Below are 21,836 nucleotides of genomic sequence, written 5' to 3' on the forward strand. Positions count from 1 at the left end.
GCTCCACGCAAGCGAGCGAGGTGCAGTCATGAGTATTTTCAGCCACTTCCAGCAACGATTCGAGGCGACTCGGCAGGAAGAATATTCCCTGCAGGAATATCTGGAACTGTGCAAAACGGACCGCAGCGCCTATGCCACCGCTGCCGAACGCATGCTGATGGCAATTGGCTCGCCCGAGCTGCTGGACACCTCGGTCGACCCCAGGCTGTCGCGGATCTTCTCCAACAAGGTGATCCGCCGCTACCCGGCCTTCGCCGACTTCCACGGCATGGAAGAGTGCATCGACCAGATCGTCTCCTACTTCCGCCATGCCGCTCAGGGCCTGGAGGAGAAGAAACAGATCCTCTACCTACTGGGCCCGGTAGGCGGCGGCAAGTCCTCGCTGGCCGAGAAGCTCAAGCAACTGATGGAGCACATCCCCTTCTACGCCATCAAGGGCTCGCCAGTGTTCGAGTCACCGCTCGGCCTGTTCAACGCCGATGAGGACGGCAAGATCCTCGAAGAGGAATACGGCATTCCGCAGCGCTACCTGCGCTCGATCATGTCGCCCTGGGCCACCAAGCGTCTCAATGAGTTCGGCGGCGACATCAGCAAGTTCCGCGTGGTCAAGCTGCATCCCTCGATCCTCAACCAGATCGCCATCGCCAAGACCGAGCCGGGCGACGAGAACAACCAGGACATCTCCGCCCTGGTCGGCAAGGTGGATATCCGCAAGCTCGAGGAATTCCCGCAGAACGACGCCGACGCCTACAGCTATTCGGGCGCCCTGTGCCGGGCCAACCAGGGCCTGATGGAATTCGTCGAGATGTTCAAGGCGCCGATCAAGGTGCTGCACCCGCTGCTGACCGCCACCCAGGAGGGCAACTACAACAGCACCGAGGGCCTCGGTGGCCTGCCCTACAGCGGCATCATCCTGGCCCACTCCAACGAATCCGAGTGGCACAGCTTCCGCAACAACAAGAACAACGAGGCGTTCATCGACCGCATCTACATCGTCAAGGTGCCCTACTGCCTGCGCGTCACCGACGAGATCAAGATCTACGACAAGCTGCTCACCCACAGCTCGCTGGCCAACGCCCACTGCGCCCCCGACACCCTGAAGATGCTCGCCCAGTTCTCCACCCTGTCGCGCCTGAAGGACCCGGAGAACTCCAACATCTACTCGAAGATGCGCGTCTATGACGGCGAGAACCTCAAGGACACCGATCCCAAGGCCAAGTCGATTCAGGAATACCGCGACAGCGCCGGTGTCGACGAGGGTATGAACGGCCTGTCGACCCGCTTCGCCTTCAAGATCCTGTCCAAGGTATTCAACTTCGACCCGCACGAGATAGCCGCCAACCCGGTGCACCTGCTCTACGTGCTGGAGCAGCAGATCGAACAAGAGCAGTTCCCCGCCGAGGTGCGCGAGCGCTACCTGCGCTACATCAAGGAATACCTGGCGCCGCGCTACATCGAGTTCATCGGCAAGGAGATCCAGACCGCCTACCTCGAGTCCTACAGCGAGTACGGCCAGAACATCTTCGACCGCTACGTGCTGTACGCCGACTTCTGGATCCAGGATCAGGAGTACCGCGACCCGGAGACCGGCGAGATCCTCAACCGCGTGGCCCTCAACGAGGAGCTGGAGAAAATCGAGAAACCGGCCGGCATCAGCAACCCGAAGGATTTCCGCAACGAGATCGTCAACTTCGTGCTGCGCGCCCGTGCCAACAACAACGGCAAGAACCCCACCTGGCTCAGCTACGAGAAGCTGCGCGTGGTGATCGAGAAGAAGATGTTCTCCAACACCGAGGACCTGTTGCCGGTCATCAGCTTCAACGCCAAGGCCAGCAAGGAGGATCAGCAGAAGCACAACGACTTCGTCAAACGCATGGTCGAACGTGGCTACACCGAGAAGCAGGTACGCCTGCTGTCCGAGTGGTATCTGCGGGTTCGCAAGTCGCAGTAACCCGCCGTCGGCGCGCCGTGTCAGGCGCGCCGGCTGCCATACGCCCGCAAGGGCGTATGCGCTAAGGAGACGCTATGAGCTATGTGATAGACCGGCGCCTGAACGGCAAGAACAAGAGCACGGTGAACCGCCAGCGCTTCCTGCGGCGTTACCGTGAGCACATCAAGAAGGCCGTCGAGGAGGCGGTCAGCCGGCGCTCCATCACCGACATGGAGCACGGCGAGCAGATCAGCATTCCCGGCCGCGACATCGACGAGCCGGTGCTGCACCACGGCCGTGGCGGGCGGCAGACCATCGTTCACCCCGGCAACAAGGAGTTCAGCTCCGGCGACCATGTGCCACGTCCGCAGGGCGGTGGTGGCGGGCGCGGCCCCGGCAAGGCGAGCAACTCCGGCGAGGGCATGGATGAGTTCGTGTTCCAGATCACCCAGGAGGAATTCCTCGACTTCATGTTCGAGGACCTGGAGCTGCCCAACCTGATCAAGCGTCACCTGACCGGCACCGACACCTTCAAGACGGTGCGCGCCGGCATCAGCAACGAGGGCAACCCGGCCCGCATCAACATCGTCCGCACCCTGCGCTCGGCCCATGCCCGGCGCATCGCCCTGTCCGGTTCCAGCCGCAGCAAGCTGCGCGAGGCCAAGGCCGAACTGGAGCGACTCAAGCGCGAGGAACCGGACAACTTCGGCGACATCCAGGCGCTGCAGGAGGAGATCGAGCGGCTCAGCGCGCGCATCCACCGCATCCCGTTCCTCGACACCTTCGACCTCAAGTACAACCTGCTGGTCAAGCAGCCCAACCCCAGCTCCAAGGCGGTGATGTTCTGCCTGATGGACGTTTCCGGCTCGATGACCCAGGCGACCAAGGACATCGCCAAGCGCTTCTTCATCCTCCTGTACCTGTTCCTCAAGCGGAACTACGAGCGCATCGAGGTGGTGTTCATCCGCCACCACACCAGCGCGAAAGAGGTCGACGAGGAGGAGTTCTTCTACTCCCGCGAGACCGGCGGCACCATCGTCTCCAGCGCCCTCAAGCTGATGCAGGAGATCATGGCCGCGCGCTACCCGACCAACGAGTGGAACATCTACGGCGCCCAGGCGTCGGACGGTGACAACTGGAACGACGACTCGCCGGTGTGCCGCGACATCCTGATCAACCAGATCATGCCGTTCATGCAGTACTTCACCTACGTCGAGATCACCCCGCGCGAGCACCAGGCGCTGTGGTACGAGTACGAACAGGTCAGCGATACCTTCGCCCAATCCTTCGCCCAGCAGCAGCTGGTCTCCGCCGCGGACATCTATCCGGTGTTCCGCGAGCTGTTCCAGCGCCGCATGGTCACCTGAGGGCCGCACCATGAGCGCAGCCGAGAAACGACGCCAGCCGCTGTCCACCGGTTCGGAGTGGACCTTCGAGCTGATCCGCCAGTACGACCGCGAGATCGCGCGCATCGCCGAGCGCTACGCGCTGGACACCTACCCCAACCAGATCGAGGTGATCACCGCCGAGCAGATGATGGATGCCTACGCCTCGGTGGGTATGCCGCTGGGCTACCACCATTGGTCCTACGGCAAACACTTCCTGGCCACGGAGAAGGGCTATTCGCGCGGGCAGATGGGCCTGGCCTACGAGATCGTGATCAACTCCGACCCATGCATCGCCTACCTGATGGAAGAGAACACCATCTGCATGCAGGCACTGGTGATCGCCCACGCCTGCTACGGCCACAACAGCTTCTTCAAGGGCAACTACCTGTTCCGCACCTGGACCGACGCCAGCTCGATCATCGACTACCTGGTGTTCGCCAAGCAGTACATCATGCAGTGCGAGGAGCGCCACGGCATCGACGCGGTGGAGGAGCTGCTGGACTCCTGCCACGCCCTGATGAACTACGGCGTGGACCGCTACAAGCGCCCCTACCCGATCTCCGCCGAGGAGGAGCGACGCCGGCAGAAGGACCGCGAGGAACACCTGCAGAAGCAGATCAACGACCTCTGGCGCACCATTCCCAAGGGCAGCGGCAAGGGCGTTGATCAGGACAACAAGCGCTGGCCGGCCGAACCGCAGGAGAACATCCTGTACTTCCTGGAGAAGCACGCGCCGCTGCTGGAACCCTGGCAGCGCGAGGTGGTGCGCATCGTGCGCAAGATCGCCCAGTACTTCTACCCGCAACGCCAGACCCAGGTGATGAACGAGGGCTGGGCCACCTTCTGGCACTACACCCTGATGAACGACCTGTACGACGAGGGCCTGGTCACCGAAGGCTTCATGATGGAGTTCCTGCAGTCGCACACCGGCGTGGTCTACCAACCCGGCTTCGACAGCCCCTACTACAGCGGCATCAACCCCTACACCCTGGGCTTCGCCATCTACAGCGACCTGCGCCGCATGTGCGAAAAACCCACCGAGGAGGACAAGCGCTGGTTCCCGGACATCGCCGGTAGCGACTGGCTGTCCACCCTCAAGTTCGCCATGGCCAACTTCAAGGACGAGAGCTTCATCCTGCAGTTCCTCTCACCCAAGGTGATCCGCGACCTCAAGCTGTTCAGCGTGCTCGACGACGACCAAAAGGACGACCTGCTGATTCCCGCCATCCACGACGAGCCGGGCTACCGGCAGATTCGCGAGACCCTGGCCGCGCAGTACAACCTGGGCAACCGCGAGCCCAATATCCAGATATTCAGCGTCGATCGCCGCGGCGACCGCTCGCTGACCTTGCGCCACTACCAGCACGATCGCAAACCGCTGGGCGACTCCACCACCGAGGTGCTCAAGCACCTGCATCGCCTGTGGGGCTTCGACATCCATCTGGAGAGCATACGCGGCGAGCAGGTGGTCGGCGTGCAGCACGTGCCCCCGAAAAACGAGCAGGACAGCGACAACGAGTACCCACGCCTGGACCTGGTGATCCCGCCCATCTGAGCCCTTCCGCCTGAGCACCGGAAGAGGCGAAGCAGCATAGCCAGGCGCTTTCGCTTATCCTCCGCGGCAATGGAGGAATCGACATGCAGATCTACAAGGTTGGCGGCGCCGTGCGCGACCGCCTGCTCGGCCGCGACGTCAGTGACATCGACTGGGTAGTGGTGGGCGCTACCGCCGAGGCCATGCAGGCCCAGGGTTTTCGCCCGGTTGGCAGCGACTTCCCGGTATTCCTCCACCCCAGCAGCGGCGAGGAGTACGCCCTGGCTCGCACCGAGCGCAAATCGGGCAAGGGCTATGGCGGTTTCACCTTCCACGCCAGCCCGGACGTGACCCTCGAAGAAGACCTGATCCGCCGCGACCTGACCATCAATGCCATGGCCGAGGACGACCAGGGCCGCATCACCGACCCCTACGGCGGCCAGCGCGACCTCGCCGAACGCGTGCTGCGCCACGTCTCCCCCGCCTTCGCCGAAGATCCGCTACGCGTACTGCGCGTGGCGCGCTTCGCTGCACGCTATGCCCCACTGGGCTTTCGCGTGGCGGACGAGACCCTGGCGCTGATGCGCCAGCTGGCCGATTCCGGCGAGCTGGAAGCGCTGACGCCCGAGCGCAGCTGGAAGGAAATCTCCCGCGCCCTGCTGGAGCCACGCCCGGATGTATTCATCCAGGTGCTGCGCGACTGCGGCGCCCTCGCCCATTTGCTGCCGGAGCTCGATGCGCTGTTCGGCATACCGCAGCCCGAGGCGCACCATCCCGAGGTGGATACCGGCACGCATTGCCTGATGGTTCTGCAGCAGTGCGCCCTGCATGAGCAGCCGCTGACCGTGCGCTGGGCCTGCTTGCTGCACGATCTGGGCAAGGGCCGTACTCCGCAAAGCGAATGGCCGCGGCATATCGCCCACGAGCATCGCGGCCTCAAGCTGATCGACACGGTGAATCGGCGCTGCAAGGTACCGAAGGACTGCGCCGAGCTGGCCCTGCTGGTCGGCGAGTATCACACCCATAGCCATCGCGCCCTGGAGCTGCGCGCCAATACCCTGCTGGAGCTGCTGCAGAGCTTCGACGTCTATCGCCGGCCACAGCGCTTCGAGGAGTTTCTCGCCGCCTGCGAGATGGACGCCCGCGGCCGCCTCGGCCTGGAGCAGCGCGACTACCCACAGGCGGCCTATCTGCGCGGCGCCATGCAGGCCGCCCGCGCAGTCGCAGTGCAGCCTTTGGTCGAGCGAGGCCTGAAGGGAGCGGAGCTGGGCGAGGCGCTCAAAGGCGAGCGCCTGAAAGCATTGAAGGCCTACAAGGCGCAGGCCGAGGCCTAGAGCGGCGCGGGATTGTCCTGGATCAGCGCTGCCGGAGTCAGCTCGGCGCCGCGCCACTGGAAGGCCACCGGCCACAGCTGCTGCTCGATCTGCGCCTCGCGCCACAGCTCGGCGAAGGCCCTGTGGGTGCCGGAATGCCGCACCGCAGGCGCTAATAGCGCCAACGGCCAAAGCACGAAGGCGTTCTTCAGGATCTCCGCGCGCGGCAGCACCAGGCCATCGAAACTGCCGACCTGATCGCCATACATCAGCACGTCGATATCCAGCGGCAAGCCTTTGCGCTCCGGCGCGTAACGGCCGTTGTCGGCCTCGATACACTTGAGCCGGCGATCCAGCTCCGCCAGCGGCAGATCGGTACGGGCGCTGACCGCCAGGTTGTAGAAGTTGCCGCTCTTGATGCCGACCGGGCGGCTCTCGAACACTGGAGAACAACGCAGATCGACAAGAAATTCGGCCAGGGCGTCGAGCCCCGCACTCAGGTGCAGCTCGCGCTCGGTATTGCTGCCAAGGCCGAGGAGGATCGCAGTCATGGCTGGCTGCGCTCGATTTCCACGCCGACGGCGCGGGCCTGCGGGTTGGCGCCCGGCTTGGTCACCTTGAGGCGCAGCCAGGGCATGCCGAACTCCTGCAGCAGTTGTTCGGCCAGGCGCTCGGCAAAGGTTTCCACCAGTTCGAAACGCGCGGCGTTGGCGAAGGCCTGGACGCTCTGGTTCACCGCGGCGTAATCGAGTGCCTTGCTCAGGTCGTCATCAGCGGCGGCCGGGCGAATGTCCCAGGCAAACGTCAGGTCGAGCAACAGGCACTGACGAATGCCACGCTCCCAGTCGTAGGCACCGATCAGGGTGTCGACTTCCAGACCCTCGATGAAAACCTTGTCCAAACCTTGTCTCCGCTGCACGACAAGACCCTGGTCCCGCCGCTAGAATCGGGACTCTCTCGCCCCGGAATGGATACCATGTTCTGGCTGCTGGCACTGCTCGCCTATCTGCTCGGCTCGCTGTCCTTCGCCATCCTGCTCAGCCGTCTGGCTGGCGGCCCAGACCCTCGCGCCAGCGGCTCGGGTAATCCAGGCGCCACCAACATGCTGCGGGTAGCAGGCAAGAGGCTCGCCGTACTCACCCTGCTCGGCGATCTGGCCAAAGGCCTGCTGCCGGTCATGGTCGCCTATCTGCTCGGCCTCTCGATTCAAGAGCAGGCCTGGATCGGTCTGGCCGCGGTGATCGGCCACCTTTATCCCATCTACTTCCGCTTCCGCGGCGGCAAGGGCGTGGCCACCGCCGCCGGCATGCTGCTCGGCCTCTATCCACCAGCCGCCCTGCTGGCCCTCGCCGCCTGGGCGCTGACCTTCTTTCTCACGCGGACCAGTTCGCTGGCTTCGCTGATCGCCACACCACTGACCCTGCCCTTGCTAGCCTGGCAGCAGCCGGCGGCGTTACTGCCGATGTGCGTGCTGACCGGGCTGATCGTCTGGCGTCATCGCGGCAATCTACGCGACCTGTTGGCCGGACGCGAACGACATTTCTAATCGCTGAGCTGAGCCCGGCTCATATCGCCGGCAGCTGCTCCATCGGCCAGCGCGCCTGTACCTTGATCTCCGGCCCTTCGTGCTGGCCGGCCAGCAGGCGCTGGCAACCGGCGTAGGCGATCATCGCGCCGTTGTCGGTGCAGAAACGCGGCCGGGCGTAGAACACCTTGCCCTTGAGCCCGGCCAGCATGCTTTCCAGCGACTGACGCAGGGCCGAGTTGGCACTCACCCCGCCAGCGATCACCAGGCTGTTAAGGCCGGTCTGCTTGAGCGCGCGCTTGCACTTGATGGTCAGGGTGTCGACCACCGCCTCCTGGAAGGCACGGGCGATGTCGGCGCGAGTCTGCTCGCTAGCATCACCGGCGTCGCGGCATTGCTGCCAGGTGTTCAGGGTGAAGGTCTTCAGGCCGCTGAAGCTGAAGTCCAGGCCCGGTCGGTCGGTCATCGGACGCGGGAAGGTGAAGCGCCCCGGCGTGCCCTGCTCGGCCAGGCGAGCGATCTCCGGGCCGCCCGGATAACGCAGGCCCATCAGCTTGGCCGTCTTGTCGAAGGCCTCACCGGCAGCGTCGTCCAGCGACTCGCCGAGCAGCTGATAGCGACCGATGCCATCGACCCGCACCAGCTGGGTATGACCGCCGGAAACCAACAAAGCGACGAACGGGAAGGCCGGCGGTGTTTCTTCCAGCATGGGCGCCAGCAGGTGGCCCTCCATGTGGTGCACACCCACCGCCGGAATGCCCCAGGCGAATGCCAGAGCCTGGGAGCAGGCGGCGCCAACCAGCAAGGCGCCGACCAGGCCGGGGCCGGAGGTATAGGCGATTGCCTCGATCTGCTCACGCGTCGCGCCAGCCTCGTCCAGCACCTGGCGGATCAGCGGCAGCATACGCTTGACGTGATCGCGCGAGGCCAGCTCCGGCACCACGCCGCCATAGACGCGGTGCAGGTCGATCTGGCTAAACAAGGCATCGGCCAACAGGCCGCGCTCGCTGTCATAAAGAGCGACACCGGTTTCGTCGCAGGAGGTTTCCAGTCCCAGCACTAGCATGGGTTCAAACCTTCAACACTGGGCTAATAAAGAAGGCGCGCATGATAGTCGCCGCCTCAGAGACCGGCCAGCGCTTTTCGATCAGAGGCTTTGCATTCCGTGGCGCGAGGCGTTAATATCCGCAGCCCTTGAAAACCGACGTATTCCCGTGCCCTTGCCGGATCGCGTCGTCCATTCGGTAAAACAGTGAAGGTACGACCTGGATGCCAGCCGTCAAAGTAAAAGAGAACGAACCCTTCGACGTAGCTCTGCGTCGCTTCAAGCGCTCCTGTGAAAAAGCCGGCGTTCTGGCCGAAGTTCGCAGCCGCGAGTTCTACGAGAAGCCCACCACCGAGCGCAAGCGCAAGGCAGCTGCTGCTGTTAAGCGTCACGCCAAGAAAGTGCAGCGCGAGCAGCGTCGCCGCGAGCGCCTGTACTGAGTTATCAGCTACACCGCTAAGGCTTCCGCGATACCCGGCTTAGGCCGGGTTTTGCATTTCAGGCTTCCATCGACTCCGCTTCGCCAACCGGCGAATGATCGGAGTTTTTTCGTTTATGCTCCCGCCTCTGGCAACCGCACGCTGACAACCCCATGGCCGGCCTGATCCCACAATCCTTCATCGATGACCTGCTCAACCGCACCGACATCGTCGAAGTGGTGAGTTCACGCATCCAGCTGAAGAAAGCAGGCAAGAACTACACGGCCTGCTGCCCGTTCCACAAGGAGAAGACCCCCTCCTTCAGCGTCAGCCCGGACAAGCAGTTCTACTACTGCTTCGGCTGCGGCGCCGGCGGCAATGCCCTCGGCTTCATCATGGATCACGACAGCCTGGACTTCCTCCAGGCCGTCGAGGACCTGGCCAAGCGCGCCGGCATGGACATCCCGCGCGAGGAAAGCGGCCGCGGCCGCACTCCGCGCCAGCCGACCGATTCGCCGCTCTACCCGCTGCTGACCGCCGCCGCCGATTACTATCGGCAGGCCCTGAAGAGCCACCCAACCCGCAAGTCGGCAGTCGACTACCTCAAGGGCCGCGGCCTGACCGGAGAGATCGCCCGCGATTTCGGCCTCGGCTTCGCCCCGCCAGGCTGGGACAACCTGCACAAGCATCTGGCCGGCGACAAGCTGCAACAGAAGGCCATGATCGATGCCGGCCTGCTGATCGAAAACGCCGAGAACGGCCGCATCTACGACCGCTTTCGCGACCGCGTGATGTTCCCCATCCGCGACAGCCGCGGGCGCATCATCGCTTTCGGCGGTCGCGTGCTGGGCGACGACAAGCCCAAGTACCTGAATTCCCCCGAGACCCCGGTATTCCACAAGGGCCAGGAACTCTACGGCCTGTATGAGGCACGCAAGAACAACCGCGACCTCGACGAGATCATGGTGGTCGAGGGCTACATGGACGTCATCGCCCTGGCCCAGCAAGGCCTGCGCAACGCGGTGGCGACCCTCGGCACGGCCACCAGCGAGGAACACCTCAAGCGCCTGTTCCGCCTGGTGCCGAGCGTACTGTTCTGCTTCGACGGTGACGCCGCCGGACGCAAGGCTGCCTGGCGCGCCTTGGAAGCCACCCTGCCCAACCTGCAGGACGGCCGCCGCGCGCGCTTCCTATTCCTGCCCGAGGGCGAGGACCCGGACACCCTGGTCCGCAGTGAAGGCACCGATGCTTTCCGCGCACGCATCAACCAGCACGCCCAGCCGCTGGCCGACTATTTCTTCCAGCAACTCTCGGAAGAAGCCGACCCGCGTTCGCTAGAAGGCAAGGCGCACCTGGTGACCCTGGCCGCCCCGCTGATCGAGAGGATTCCCGGCAACCACCTGCGCGCCCTGATGCGCCAGCGCCTGTCCGAGATCACCGGTCTCTCCGGCGAAATGCTGATGCAAGTCGCGCAGAGCGCACCGCCCACCCCCAGCACACCCGCCAGTCACGAGCCGGCAGCGGACTATGGCCACTACTACGAGTCTCAGCCGGACTACGGCGATATCGCCGACTATGCCAACCACATCGAGCCGCCCGCCGAAGCCTACGAGCAGAAAAAAACCTGGCAGAAGGGCGAGGGCAAATCCTGGAAGAAGGATGGCGACTGGAAGAAGGGCTCGCGCGACGGCGCGCCGCCGCGCAAGCCGGTGCATGTCGAATTGCCGACCCTGACCGCCCTGCGCACCCTGCTGCACCACCCAAAACTGGCCCAGAAGGTCGAGGATGTCAGCCACTTCTCCGACGAAAACGATACCTACGCCCAACTGCTAGCCGCCTTGGTCGGCACCCTGCAAAAGAGCCCCAAGCTGCGCTCGCTGCAGTTGATCGCCCGCTGGCACGGCACCGAACAGGGCCGCCTGCTACGCGCCCTGGCAGAGAAGGAATGGCTGATCGAAGGCGACAATCTTGAAAAGCAGTTCTTCGACACCATTACTACACTTGCCAATGGCCAGCTGAAGAAACGGCGCGACCAGCTACTGCGGAGTGTCATGCACAAGAGCCCCAGCGAACTGAGCGATGAAGAGAAGGCCCTGCTAAGAGAGCACTTCAGCCACGCGTCATCACCCGAAAGCAAGCCCCCAACTGGCGCGTGACGCGCCTGATCTGGTATAATCCTCGGCTTATTTTCAGCCCGCCAAGACCTTCAGTGGATAGGGTTTTATGTCCAAAGAACAGCAGTCACGCCTAAAAGAGTTGATCACCCGCGGCCGCGAGCAGGGCTACCTGACGTACGCCGAGGTCAACGACCACCTGCCGGAAGATATCTCCGATCCGGAACAGGTCGAAGACATCATCCGCATGATCAACGACATGGGCATCAACGTCTTCGAGAGCGCACCGGATGCTGATGCGTTGTTGCTTGCCGAAGCCGACACCGACGAAGCCGCCGCTGAAGAAGCCGCAGCCGCCCTTGCCGCAGTGGAGACCGATATCGGTCGTACCACCGACCCGGTGCGCATGTACATGCGCGAAATGGGTACCGTTGAACTGCTGACCCGCGAAGGCGAGATCGAGATCGCCAAGCGCATCGAGGAAGGCATTCGCGAAGTGATGGGGGCCATCTCCCTGTTCCCCGGCACCGTCGACAGCATCATTGCCGAATACCAGCGCGTCACCACCGAGGGCGGTCGTCTCTCTGATGTTTTCAGCGGCTACATCGACCCGGATGACGGCATCCTGCCAGCCGAGGAAGTCGAGCCAGAGCTGAAGGAAGCCGCTGCCGAGACCAAGGATGACGAGGACGAGGAAGAGGAAAGTGACAGCGACTCCGATGACGAGGGCGATGGCGGCCCGGATCCGGAAGAAGCCGCTCGCCGCTTCGGCGCAGTTGCCGAGCAGCTGGAAAAGACTCGTAAAGCTCTGAAGAAGCACGGCCGCGGTAGTAAACAGGCCAATCAGGAGCAGGCGCTCCTGGCCGAGTTGTTCATGCCGATCAAGCTGGTACCCAAGCAGTTCGACGTACTGGTCGAGCGTGTACGCGGCTCGCTGGAGCAGGTTCGCGCCCAGGAACGCGCCATCATGCAGCTGTGCGTACGAGATGCCCGCATGCCGCGCGCCGACTTCCTCAAGCTGTTCCCCGGCAACGAAGTCTCCCAGGACTGGGCCGCCGGCCTGGCCAAGGGCAAGGCCAAGTACGCCGAAGCCATCGGCAACCTGCTGGCCGACATCCAGCGCTGCCAGGAAAAGATGTCTGCCATCGAAGCCGACGCCGGCCTGGTGATCGCCGAGATCAAGGACATCAACCGCCGCATGTCCATCGGTGAAGCAAAAGCTCGCCGGGCGAAGAAAGAGATGGTCGAGGCCAACCTGCGTCTCGTGATCTCCATCGCCAAGAAGTACACCAACCGTGGCTTGCAGTTCCTCGACCTGATCCAGGAAGGCAACATCGGCCTGATGAAGGCGGTGGACAAGTTCGAATACCGTCGCGGCTACAAGTTCTCGACCTACGCCACCTGGTGGATTCGTCAGGCGATCACCCGCTCGATTGCCGACCAGGCGCGCACCATCCGTATTCCGGTGCACATGATCGAGACGATCAACAAGCTCAACCGCATCTCCCGTCAGATGCTGCAGGAGATGGGCCGCGAGCCGACTCCGGAAGAGCTTGGCGAGCGCATGGAGATGCCTGAGGACAAGATCCGCAAAGTCCTGAAGATCGCCAAAGAGCCGATCTCCATGGAAACGCCGATCGGCGACGACGAAGATTCGCACCTGGGCGACTTCATCGAGGACTCCACCATGCAGTCGCCGATCGAGGTGGCTACCGTGGAAAGCCTCAAGGAAGCCACCCGCGAAGTTCTGGCCGGGCTGACCGCTCGCGAAGCCAAGGTCCTGCGTATGCGCTTCGGCATCGACATGAACACCGACCACACCCTCGAGGAAGTGGGCAAGCAGTTCGATGTCACCCGCGAGCGTATCCGCCAGATCGAGGCCAAGGCGTTGCGCAAGCTGCGCCACCCGACTCGCAGCGAACACCTCCGCTCGTTCCTCGACGAGTGATCCAGAAACCCCGGCCAACGCCGGGGTTTTTGTTTCTGTCGGCAAAAGCTCGCGGCTACACTGCAACCATCTTCGGCGCCTCCGGAACCTCATGCATGTCGCGTCACCTGGCCACTCTCCTGTCGTGTCTGGCTCTCTGGTCGTTGCCAGCGACTGCTCTAGAGCTGACGACGGAAGAACAGGCATGGCTGGCCGACCACCCGCAACTGCAACTGGGTATAGATACCTCCTGGCCTCCCTTCGAGTTCCGCGATGAGCAGGGCCGTTACAAAGGACTGAGCGCCAGCTATGTCGAGCTGATTGAAAAGCGCCTGAAAGTACGACTGCTACCCGTTGAGTCGAACAGCTGGAGCGAGGTGCTGGACGGGGCAAGGAAAGGCCGACTGGATCTGCTACCCGGCATCATGTCGACGCCCGCTCGCCAGCGCGACCTGGCCTTTACCCGCCCCTATCTGGACTTCCCCATTGTCATTCTCGCCCACCGGAATGGTCCGCAGCCGCGCAAGCTGGAGCAGCTATACCGCCTGAAGATCGCCGTGGTGCAGGACTATGCCCCGCACGAGCTCCTGCGCAGCCGCCACCCCGACCTCACACTGCTACCGCTACCCACCGTCGATGCCGCCTTACAGGCATTGGCAACCGGTCAGGCAGACGCAATGGTCGGCGACCTTGCTTCCAGCGTCTGGAGCCTGCGTGAGCTCAAGCTCGAAGGCCTGAGTATCAGTGGCGAAACCCCTTATCGCTATCAACTGGCCATGGCCACTCCGCCCGCCAACGCTCCGCTGATCGGCATCCTGGACAAGGTTTTCGCCGAACTGACACCAGAGGAGATTGCTCGACTGCAGGAGCCCTGGGTAGGTAGCGTGCTGGACCAGCGCGGAGCCTGGCAGGATGTGCTGCCGTACGGCATTCCGGCGCTGCTGCTGGCATCTTTGATATTGATCGCCGTGTTGCGCGTCAATCGTCGACTGCGGCAGGAGATGGACAAGCGCAAGGCTCTCGAAGAGCGCCTTCGCTCAAGCGAACAGCACTATCGGGGCCTGGTCGAAAGCCTCAGCGCTGTAGCCTGGCAGATGCGCCTGACTGACCAGTGTTTCACCTATGTATCGCCACACGCCGAGAAGTTGCTCGGCTACCCGCTGGATGAATGGAGAGTACCCGGATTTTGGCAGCGAACCCTGCATCCGGAGGATGCCGAATGGGTAGAGCAGTATTGCCTGAGGGAGAGCCTGGCAGGGCGCGACCACAGTCTGAGCTATCGCATGCTCGCGGCAGATGGCCGGACGGTATGGATTCGCGACATCGTCACCCTCATGCCTGATGAAGAAGGCCCTCTGCTGCGAGGGCTGATGGTCGATATCAGCGAGGCCAAGCGAGTGGAACAGGCCCAGCGACTGTCCGAGGAGAAGTTTGCCAAGGCCTTTCACGCCTCCCCTGACGGCCTGCTGATCACGCGCTCGCGTGACGGCATGATTCTGGAGGCTAATGAAGGCTTTACCCGAATTACGGGCTACAGCTCCGCAGAGGCACTCGGGCAAACAACCCGGCAATTGAACCTGTGGGCACAGCCCAGCGATCGACTCCACATGGTCGAACAGGTATTGAGCCACGGCCGACTCGGAAATCTTCGCGCCTGGATCAACACCCGCAATGGACAGCTGCGCCTGGGCGAGCTTTCAGTGCAGGCAATCATGATCGAGGACGAGCCCTGCATGCTGACCATTGCTCGCGACATTACCGACAAGGAGCAGATGGAAGAGCGTTTGCATCTGGCCGCAACCGTCTTCGAAAGCACAGCGGAGGGCGTGATGATCACCGACCTCGAGCAGCGTATTACTGCGGTCAACCGAGCATTCAGCGAAATCACCGGCTACAGCGAGGCCGAGGCGCTCGGCCAGAAGCCAAGTCTTTTCGCCTCTGGGAGGCATGACAGCGCGTTCTACAAAACCATGTGGCAGCAGCTGACATCCGAAGGCCACTGGCAGGGCGAAATATGGAATCAACGCAAGGACGGTGAAGTATTTCCGGAGTGGCTGACCATCAGCGCGGTAAGTGACCACGACGGACACATCACTCACTTCGTGGGAGTATTCGCCGACATCAGCTCACTCAAGCAAGCACAAGCCCGACTGGACTACCAGGCGCATCACGACCCCCTCACCGACCTACCCAACAGGATCCTGTTCGAGCAACGCCTTCTCAGTGCGCTGCAGGATGCAAGCGCCGAGCAGAACCAAGGTGCGCTCCTATTCCTCGATCTCGACCGCTTCAAGCACATTAACGACAGCCTGGGCCACCCGGTCGGCGATCAGCTACTTCAAGGCATCGCCCAGCGCCTGCGCGACCAACTTCGAGATATCGACACTATTGCCCGACTGGGCGGCGATGAATTCATCATCCTGCTTCCCGGTGTGAAGCTTCCCGATGAAGCCGAGCGCGTGGCAACCAAGATGCTGACCTGCTTCAGCAACCCCTTCCATGCGGAGAGTAGCGAGTTCTTCATCAGCGCCAGCATCGGAGTGAGCCTGTACCCCAAAGATGGAGCGGACGTGGCGACCCTGGTGAAGAATGCCGATGCCGCCATGTACAGCTCCAAGGCCAAGGGCCGCAACCGGATCGAGTTCTACACCAGCGACCTGACCTCCCAGGCTACCGAGCGCATGAGGCTGGGCCTAGAGTTGCACAGGGCCGCCGAGCGCAATGAGCTGAGCCTGCATTACCAACCCAAGCAGTGCCTGCGCACTGGCCAACTGGTAGGAGCGGAGGCCCTTTTGCGCTGGAACCATCCAGAGCTAGGGGCCATTCCGCCTGATCGCTTCATTCCGCTGGCCGAAGATAACGGCATGATCCTGGCTCTAGGCGAATGGGTGCTACGAGAAGCCTGCCGACAGATGCAGCTCTGGCGCGCCAGTTATGCCCCTTTTGGTCCACTGTCCGTCAACCTGTCCGGCAACCAGCTGCGCCAACCCCAACTGGCCAGCCGCATCGCCAGCACGCTCGCAGAGTTCGGGCTGCCTGCAGACAGCCTGCAACTGGAGATAACCGAAGGCTTCATCATGACTCAGACCGAGGACTCGCTTCTGGTCCTGCATGAACTCAAGGCGCTCGGCCTGCAACTGGCCATCGACGACTTCGGCACCGGATACTCGTCGCTGAGCTATCTCAAACGCCTGCCGCTGGACGTCCTGAAAATAGACAAGTCCTTCGTCAGAGGCCTACCCGACGCATCGGAGGACGTCGCCATCACCCGCGCCATCCTTGCCCTGGCGCGCAGTCTGCAGATGAGCGTCATCGCCGAGGGCGTCGAGTCCGAGGCACAACGCAACTTCCTCGCCAGAGAAGGGTGCGAGCAGATCCAAGGCTATGTGGTAAGCCACCCACTCTCGGCCGCTGCATTCGCCGCGAGCTTCTTGGCTCCATTGCCAATTGGCAGCATGGAAAATGCGCCGGTATAATCCGCCGCTCCTTCTGAGGGCCTATAGCTCAGTCGGTTAGAGCAGAGGACTCATAATCCTTTGGTCCACGGTTCGAGTCCGTGTGGGCCCACCACCAAAACGAAGAAGCCGCGCAGATGCGCGGCTTTTTTACGCCTATAGGAAAACTACTCAAGGCGGCGCTGAGCCGAATAGCAGGCTTAATCGGCTCAATCAGTGAGCCGAATAGGCTCGCACGGGCTAATCCACCATCAGGCTAGCAACTGATCTACATCAGTAATTAGTAGCGGGGCTATTGAGCTAACGCAGGCGATTGGCCATTATCCGAGCCAATGCCAAGCAGCTCACATATTGGCAGTGGGCTAGCACCGCCGACTTTGCGTTGTTCAAGGAAGAAATCGCATGGAATTGCTCCTAGCTGCAGCCCTCATCTGTGTTTCCGCCTTTGCGGTCAGGAATTATCTAGCCGCTCGAGATGATCGAAAAGTTCATGTCCGAGAGCGTGCAATACACGACCTGCGCATCCACGAGTCCGAACAGAGCCTCGCTCAGCAAAGCTCGCAGATAAAACTGCTGAAGCTAGAAATCACCCTCCTTTCTCAAGAGCGTAATGAGCTTCTTCAGCGCATCGCGGCGCTCTCTCGTTATACGCAGATAGTTGATGCTGAAGCTGCAGCCCGAGGAATCGCGGCAGACGCAGAAGAGCTGCTTCAGAAAGCCCAGCGTGAAGCCGAACACTTGCGCCTGCAAGCCAGCCAGACGGCCAAAAACACAATAGACCAAGCCAACCAGAAGTCTTGGGCGACACTGGAGCAGGTCGAGCGGCGCATAGAGGCGGCAGGGCAGGAGGCGGCAAAAATCATAGAAGCCGCACGACTGCACGCCGATGAAATTGCGGGCGACGCATATACAGCAATGAGCCGTGCCAAAGAGTTTTCCAGTACAGCTCAAGCGATGAAGAACCTCATCGACGGGTATGGCAACGCTTACATCGTACCCACCTACAACCTGCTAGATGACCTTGCCGACGAGTTCAGCTTCACGGATGCAGGGCAAAAGCTGAAAGACGCTCGCAACACCAGCCGAATGATGGTGAGAAGCGGTCTGGCAGCTACCTGCGACTACGTTGAGCCCAATCGAAAAGAGACCGCAATTCGCTTCGTCATTGACGCCTTCAACGGCAAGGTCGACTCGATCCTTTCGCGCAGCAAAACCGATAACCACGGCAAGCTCGAGCAAGAAATCAAGGATGCCTTCTCTCTGGTCAACCACAACGGGATGGCGTTCCGCAGCGCAAGAATCACGAGCAGCTATCTGGCCGCCCGTCTTGATGAGCTGAGATGGGCCGTCACTGCCAAAGTTCTCAAAGATGAAGAGCGCGAGGAGCAGCGGCGACTTCGCGAACAAATGCGTGAGGAAGAAAAAGCCCGCAAGGAATACGAGCTCGCCCTCAAGGATGCAGCCAAGGAAGAAGACACTCTGCGCAAAGCGATGGACAAGGTGCAGAAGCAAGTAGCCGCTGCCAGCGAAGCACAACGGGCCGAGTTCGAAGCTCGACTGGCAGAGCTCCAATCGAAGCTCCACGCTGCGGAAGAAAAAAATCAACGTGCGCTATCCATGGCACAGCAAACCCGCTCAGGGCACGTCTACGTAATTTCCAACATCGGCTCGTTCGGCGAGGAAGTCTTCAAGATCGGCATGACTAGGAGGCTTGAGCCACAAGACCGAATCCGAGAGCTCGGCGATGCCAGCGTTCCATTCGAATTCGATGTCCACGCGATGATCTTCAGCGACGATGCACCAGGCCTGGAAAAGAGCCTGCATCGCCACTTCCTGCGCCAGCAAATCAACAAGGTTAATCCTCGCAAAGAGTTCTTCCGCCTGGGCCTGGAGGATATTCGCCAGGAGCTTGAAATACTTGGCGTGGAAACGCACTGGACGATGACCGCTCGCGCACACGAGTACCGCGAAAGCATGCGTATTGAGCAACAGATTATCGAGAACCCCGAGATCGAGCGGGAATGGACAAGGCACCAACTGGAAGTCGAAGCGCAAATAGAGGAAGAGGCTGAGGTGGCTCTCAGCTAAAGCAATCCGGCAAGCGCTCTTCTACGCATCGAAGCAAAGTAACCGTAAGTACCGGAGGATCGGAAAATGGATTACCGCCTCATCCTCGCCCCGCTGTTCGACACCATGACCTGGCTGATCCCGGCCATGCTGCTGATCGGCCTGCTCAAGTCGCGTTGGGCCAAGGGGCATATCGGCGAACTTCTGGTGCGGATGTTTGCCCATTGGCAACTGGATAAGCAGACCTACCGCCGCCTGCACAATGTCACGCTGAACACACCAGACGGCACCACGCAGATCGACCACGTATTCCTCGCGCCCTACGGCATCTTCGTGCTGGAAACAAAGAACATGAGCGGCTGGATCTTCGGCAGCGAGACGCAGCCACAGTGGACGCAGAAGCTCTACAAGCGCACATTCAAATTCCAGAACCCGCTACGCCAGAACTACAAGCACCTCAAAGCCCTGGAAGCCACCCTTGGTGTTAACCCCGAGCACCTGCACTCGGTGATCACCTTCGTCGGCGGCAGCACCTTCAAAACCGAAGTGCCGGCCAACGTGACCCAGGGCATTGGTTTTGTCCGCTATATCAAGTCATTCCAGCAACCGGTATTCAGCGAGGCTGAAGTCGACGCCATGCTGCACTCCCTGCAAACCGACCGTCGCGCGCCAACCTTCGCCACCCACCGCGAGCACGTGCAAAACCTTAAACGCCGTAGCGATCCGACAGCCGAACGGCAATGCCCAAAATGCGGCAGTGCGCTGCTGATTCGCACCGCGAAATCAGGGGCAAAAGCAGGGCAGCCGTTTTGGGGATGTTCGGAGTTTCCTAAAATGTAAAACGACACAAAAAATATAAGCCAAACCCAAACTATGCGAAGCCTATCTGCTCATATGCAAAAAACCAAAAGCACTGAGCAGTGCTAAAAACAATTTAGAAGGAACAAAAAGTGTCAGGAATAACAATTTCTCAACTTGCATTAGTTGTCGACACTCCCGTCAAGCGACTACTTGATCAGCTAAAACAGACTGGAATCGACAAAAAATCAGAATCAGATATTATTTCCGACGCAGAAAAGCTCACCATTCTAAAATACCTGAAAGAAACATACTCCAAACCAGAAAAAAGAATCATAACAACAAACGCCGGTGGAAAATCCATCAAGGTAGAGGTTCGAAAAAAGAAAACCTACATCAAAGCTTCCACCACCCCCGAAGCCATACCGGAACTTTCTCCACCACCCACAACCCTTGAAACAGACCCCATAGAAAAACAAATAAAATGGTCGAAAATAAAATCTATCAAAGTCAATAACTTCAAGGCCATTGAAGAAATCAGCCTTGACCTAGCAGATGTAACAATATTGGTAGGCCCCAACGGATCTGGAAAGTCATCTGTTTTGCAGGCCCTCCACTGGGCTGCGCGGGCAGCAAGCTACATTGAGCCTAAAAAACAGTCTGAAGTTATCGCATTCGACAGACTCGACTACTCACCATCAAGTGAACCATTGCGAACCGCGCACAAAGCTGAATTATCTTCAGATCGGGGTAGCGAACCAACGTCGATTGTATTTAATCACGCCAGCAGCAGTAGCGATACTTCGGCATCCGCAACAATAAAAATATGGGCCGCACGCAACAAAAGCGGAATCTCAGTAAATATAGAAGGCGGGCCAGCTGTAACTCCATTTAAACAGAGATCAGAACTTATAACAGCCTATATACCAGGACTGGCTGGCTTATCCGAGAGAGAAACAATATTAGTCAAGCCACTACTTCGAAGGCAAGCAGCGAGCGGCGACGCTGGAAGCGTCCTAAGAAACATCTTATTCAACATTGCTAGCAGACAGCCTTCGGAGACTGACTTTGAGCCCGCGCTTCAAAGGCTATCCCAACTAAATAAGCTCGTCCAGATGGTTCACCCCGGCGTATGGGTAGAAGTTTTTTTTGACGAAAGAGAAGATTTCCACATACAAGCAACTTTCAAAGATAGCAAACTCAACGTAGAAGGCAGACCACTTGAGAGCGCAGCAACCGGCATACTTCAGGTTATCCAAATATTCGCATACCTAATTCTATTCAGACCAAAACTAATACTTATCGACGAGCCAGACGCACATCTTCACCCGGACAAACAAGAACGTCTAATTGAAGCCTTGGAATTTGCCGTTTCAGAATTTGGTGTTCAATCAATACTAACAACCCACAGCCCACATATAGCCAGAGCAGCCTCGCACAACGCTAAAATTGCTTGGGTTAAAGACGGTCGAATCATTGACCAAGATGATGAAACAGTAAAATCTCTACTGGGATGGGGAGGACTAGACAAAAAAATCCTCTTCTTTGTAGAGGATGAGGACTCAATAGCTATTAAAGCAATACTCCGACAGTGGCCAAACCTTTACAGACAGATTGCCATCTGCCGTTGCTTTGGCGTAGAAAATCTCCCAAGAAACAAGATGCTCAAAGGGCTCATTGGAGACAACAACTTCGGCATTGGTATTTTACTTCATCGTGACGGTGATTTCATGACGCCCGAAGACGCTGAAAAATGGAGCGCACGCTATCAAACACCAGGCGTATACACCTGGGTAACCGACCATGTAGATGTGGAAGCCTTTTTCTGCCAACCAGACTATCTGCAAACTCTTTATGAAATCGACAAAAAGGATGCAGAAGAGCTTATATCAATAGCAGTAAAATCCTGCACAAACACAAGAAAGACATTTTTTGAAAAAAGAAAAGTCATCATAAGAACCCTATATGAAAATGGCGGCGGCGCCAGCTCAGAAGAGCTTTGGAAAAGCCTAGAAGAAACACCATCTGCGGTGCTCGGAAAAACACTTCATGCGGCACTAAAAACAGCGGTTAAAGAAAAGGGCCATGATGACAAGCTACTAAATAAATTCCACATACCAAGCAGCATAGAAGTTGCCAAAAGCCTTAGGCTAAAGATAGAAAGCATGCTTGAGGAAACGATACAACGATAAATCGACTCATAACTAACTCGCCTGGTACGTGGCTGCGATAACATACTACATACTTAAATTCCAGCATGGCATCATCGCAGCCCCAAGGGAGCTCTCCGTATCGCGGTCTAGAAAACCCCAGGCAGAAGT

14 protein-coding genes, 1 tRNA gene and 1 pseudogene are annotated in these 21,836 nt (G+C 59.9%); 13 read left to right on the forward strand and 3 right to left on the reverse strand.

Translation table 11 applies throughout. The features are described 5' to 3' along the window. Positions 1-28: 28 nt before the first annotated feature. The 4 genes from IB234_RS00195 (at position 29) to IB234_RS00210 (ending at position 6,186) form a co-directional block, all read left to right on the forward strand. Positions 29-1,951 carry a PrkA family serine protein kinase gene (locus tag IB234_RS00195; RefSeq protein ID WP_043308143.1) on the forward strand — a complete coding sequence of 641 codons (1,923 nt, stop codon included), beginning with the start codon at positions 29-31 and terminating at the stop codon, positions 1,949-1,951. 74 nt (positions 1,952-2,025) lie between these two features. Next, positions 2,026-3,297 carry a YeaH/YhbH family protein gene (locus IB234_RS00200; protein ID WP_192312216.1) on the forward strand — a complete coding sequence of 424 codons (1,272 nt, stop codon included), beginning with the start codon at positions 2,026-2,028 and terminating at the stop codon, positions 3,295-3,297. A 10-nt stretch (positions 3,298-3,307) separates the two neighbouring features. After that, complete coding sequence (locus IB234_RS00205) at positions 3,308-4,873, forward strand: SpoVR family protein (protein ID WP_192312218.1); 1,566 nt, start codon at positions 3,308-3,310, stop codon at positions 4,871-4,873. 83 nt (positions 4,874-4,956) lie between these two features. After that, positions 4,957-6,186, forward strand: coding sequence for a multifunctional CCA addition/repair protein (locus IB234_RS00210; protein WP_192312220.1), 1,230 nt, complete (start codon positions 4,957-4,959; stop codon positions 6,184-6,186). Here IB234_RS00210 and folK read toward each other — a convergent pair. Both folK and folB read right to left on the reverse strand, forming a co-directional pair. Next, positions 6,183-6,716: a 2-amino-4-hydroxy-6-hydroxymethyldihydropteridine diphosphokinase gene (gene folK, locus IB234_RS00215; RefSeq protein WP_192312222.1), complete on the reverse strand. Its 534-nt coding sequence runs from the start codon at positions 6,714-6,716 to the stop codon at positions 6,183-6,185. The two genes, IB234_RS00210 and folK, sit on opposite strands and share 4 nt — an antisense overlap. After that, the gene (gene folB, locus IB234_RS00220; RefSeq protein ID WP_192312224.1) at positions 6,713-7,066 is read right to left on the reverse strand and encodes a dihydroneopterin aldolase; all 354 of its coding nucleotides are present in this window, start codon (positions 7,064-7,066) and stop codon (positions 6,713-6,715) included. The genes folK and folB overlap by 4 nt, the downstream gene beginning before the upstream one ends. 75 nt (positions 7,067-7,141) lie before the next feature. Between folB and plsY the strand changes: the two genes are divergently transcribed. Further along, positions 7,142-7,711 carry a glycerol-3-phosphate 1-O-acyltransferase PlsY gene (gene plsY, locus IB234_RS00225; RefSeq protein ID WP_192312226.1) on the forward strand — a complete coding sequence of 190 codons (570 nt, stop codon included), beginning with the start codon at positions 7,142-7,144 and terminating at the stop codon, positions 7,709-7,711. 19 nt (positions 7,712-7,730) lie between these two features. On the opposite strand, the gene tsaD is transcribed toward plsY, so the two are convergent. After that, on the reverse strand, positions 7,731-8,756 hold the full coding sequence (tsaD, locus tag IB234_RS00230) for a tRNA (adenosine(37)-N6)-threonylcarbamoyltransferase complex transferase subunit TsaD (RefSeq protein ID WP_192312228.1): 1,026 nt from the start codon (positions 8,754-8,756) through the stop codon (positions 7,731-7,733). A 203-nt stretch (positions 8,757-8,959) separates the two neighbouring features. Between tsaD and rpsU the strand changes: the two genes are divergently transcribed. The 8 genes and pseudogenes from rpsU (at position 8,960) to IB234_RS00270 (ending at position 21,707) form a co-directional block, all read left to right on the forward strand. Continuing rightward, the gene (rpsU, locus tag IB234_RS00235; protein WP_021702507.1) at positions 8,960-9,175 is read left to right on the forward strand and encodes a 30S ribosomal protein S21; all 216 of its coding nucleotides are present in this window, start codon (positions 8,960-8,962) and stop codon (positions 9,173-9,175) included. 152 nt (positions 9,176-9,327) lie between these two features. Then, a complete protein-coding gene (dnaG, locus tag IB234_RS00240; protein ID WP_192312230.1) occupies positions 9,328-11,310 on the forward strand; it encodes a DNA primase in 1,983 nt (660 codons plus the stop codon). A gap of 67 nt (positions 11,311-11,377) precedes the next feature. After that, entirely contained in the window at positions 11,378-13,216 is a 1,839-nt protein-coding gene (gene rpoD, locus IB234_RS00245) for an RNA polymerase sigma factor RpoD (protein ID WP_192312232.1), read from the forward strand. Between the two features lie 95 nt (positions 13,217-13,311). After that, positions 13,312-16,671 (forward strand): bifunctional diguanylate cyclase/phosphodiesterase, encoded by a 3,360-nt coding sequence (locus IB234_RS00250; RefSeq protein ID WP_192312234.1) that lies wholly within the window; start codon positions 13,312-13,314, stop codon positions 16,669-16,671. A gap of 17 nt (positions 16,672-16,688) precedes the next feature. Beyond that, positions 16,689-16,765, forward strand: a tRNA-Ile gene (locus tag IB234_RS00255). A 287-nt stretch (positions 16,766-17,052) separates the two neighbouring features. Then, positions 17,053-18,738, forward strand: coding sequence for a DUF4041 domain-containing protein (locus tag IB234_RS00260; protein WP_192312236.1), 1,686 nt, complete (start codon positions 17,053-17,055; stop codon positions 18,736-18,738). 66 nt (positions 18,739-18,804) lie between these two features. Then, positions 18,805-19,576, forward strand: a pseudogene (locus IB234_RS00265) (NERD domain-containing protein). A 91-nt stretch (positions 19,577-19,667) separates the two neighbouring features. After that, a complete protein-coding gene (locus IB234_RS00270; protein WP_318651962.1) occupies positions 19,668-21,707 on the forward strand; it encodes a translation initiation factor IF-2 N-terminal domain-containing protein in 2,040 nt (679 codons plus the stop codon). Positions 21,708-21,836 lie beyond the last annotated feature (129 nt).

The sequence above is a fragment of the Pseudomonas sp. PDM16 genome (genome assembly GCF_014851865.1).
In the GTDB taxonomy this organism is placed as follows: Bacteria; Pseudomonadota; Gammaproteobacteria; order Pseudomonadales; family Pseudomonadaceae; genus Aquipseudomonas.

Coding starts and splice junctions, on each gene's coding strand:
- IB234_RS00205 (WP_192312218.1), top strand. CDS start 3,308: ATGAGCGCAGCCGAGAAACGACGCCAGCCGCTGTCCACCGGTTCGGAG.
- IB234_RS00260 (WP_192312236.1), top strand. CDS start 17,053: ATGGAATTGCTCCTAGCTGCAGCCCTCATCTGTGTTTCCGCCTTTGCG.
- folK (WP_192312222.1), bottom strand. CDS start 6,716: ATGACTGCGATCCTCCTCGGCCTTGGCAGCAATACCGAGCGCGAGCTG.
- tsaD (WP_192312228.1), bottom strand. CDS start 8,756: ATGCTAGTGCTGGGACTGGAAACCTCCTGCGACGAAACCGGTGTCGCT.
- IB234_RS00195 (WP_043308143.1), top strand. CDS start 29: ATGAGTATTTTCAGCCACTTCCAGCAACGATTCGAGGCGACTCGGCAG.
- IB234_RS00200 (WP_192312216.1), top strand. CDS start 2,026: ATGAGCTATGTGATAGACCGGCGCCTGAACGGCAAGAACAAGAGCACG.
- rpoD (WP_192312232.1), top strand. CDS start 11,378: ATGTCCAAAGAACAGCAGTCACGCCTAAAAGAGTTGATCACCCGCGGC.
- plsY (WP_192312226.1), top strand. CDS start 7,142: ATGTTCTGGCTGCTGGCACTGCTCGCCTATCTGCTCGGCTCGCTGTCC.
- IB234_RS00210 (WP_192312220.1), top strand. CDS start 4,957: ATGCAGATCTACAAGGTTGGCGGCGCCGTGCGCGACCGCCTGCTCGGC.
- dnaG (WP_192312230.1), top strand. CDS start 9,328: ATGGCCGGCCTGATCCCACAATCCTTCATCGATGACCTGCTCAACCGC.
- rpsU (WP_021702507.1), top strand. CDS start 8,960: ATGCCAGCCGTCAAAGTAAAAGAGAACGAACCCTTCGACGTAGCTCTG.
- IB234_RS00250 (WP_192312234.1), top strand. CDS start 13,312: ATGTCGCGTCACCTGGCCACTCTCCTGTCGTGTCTGGCTCTCTGGTCG.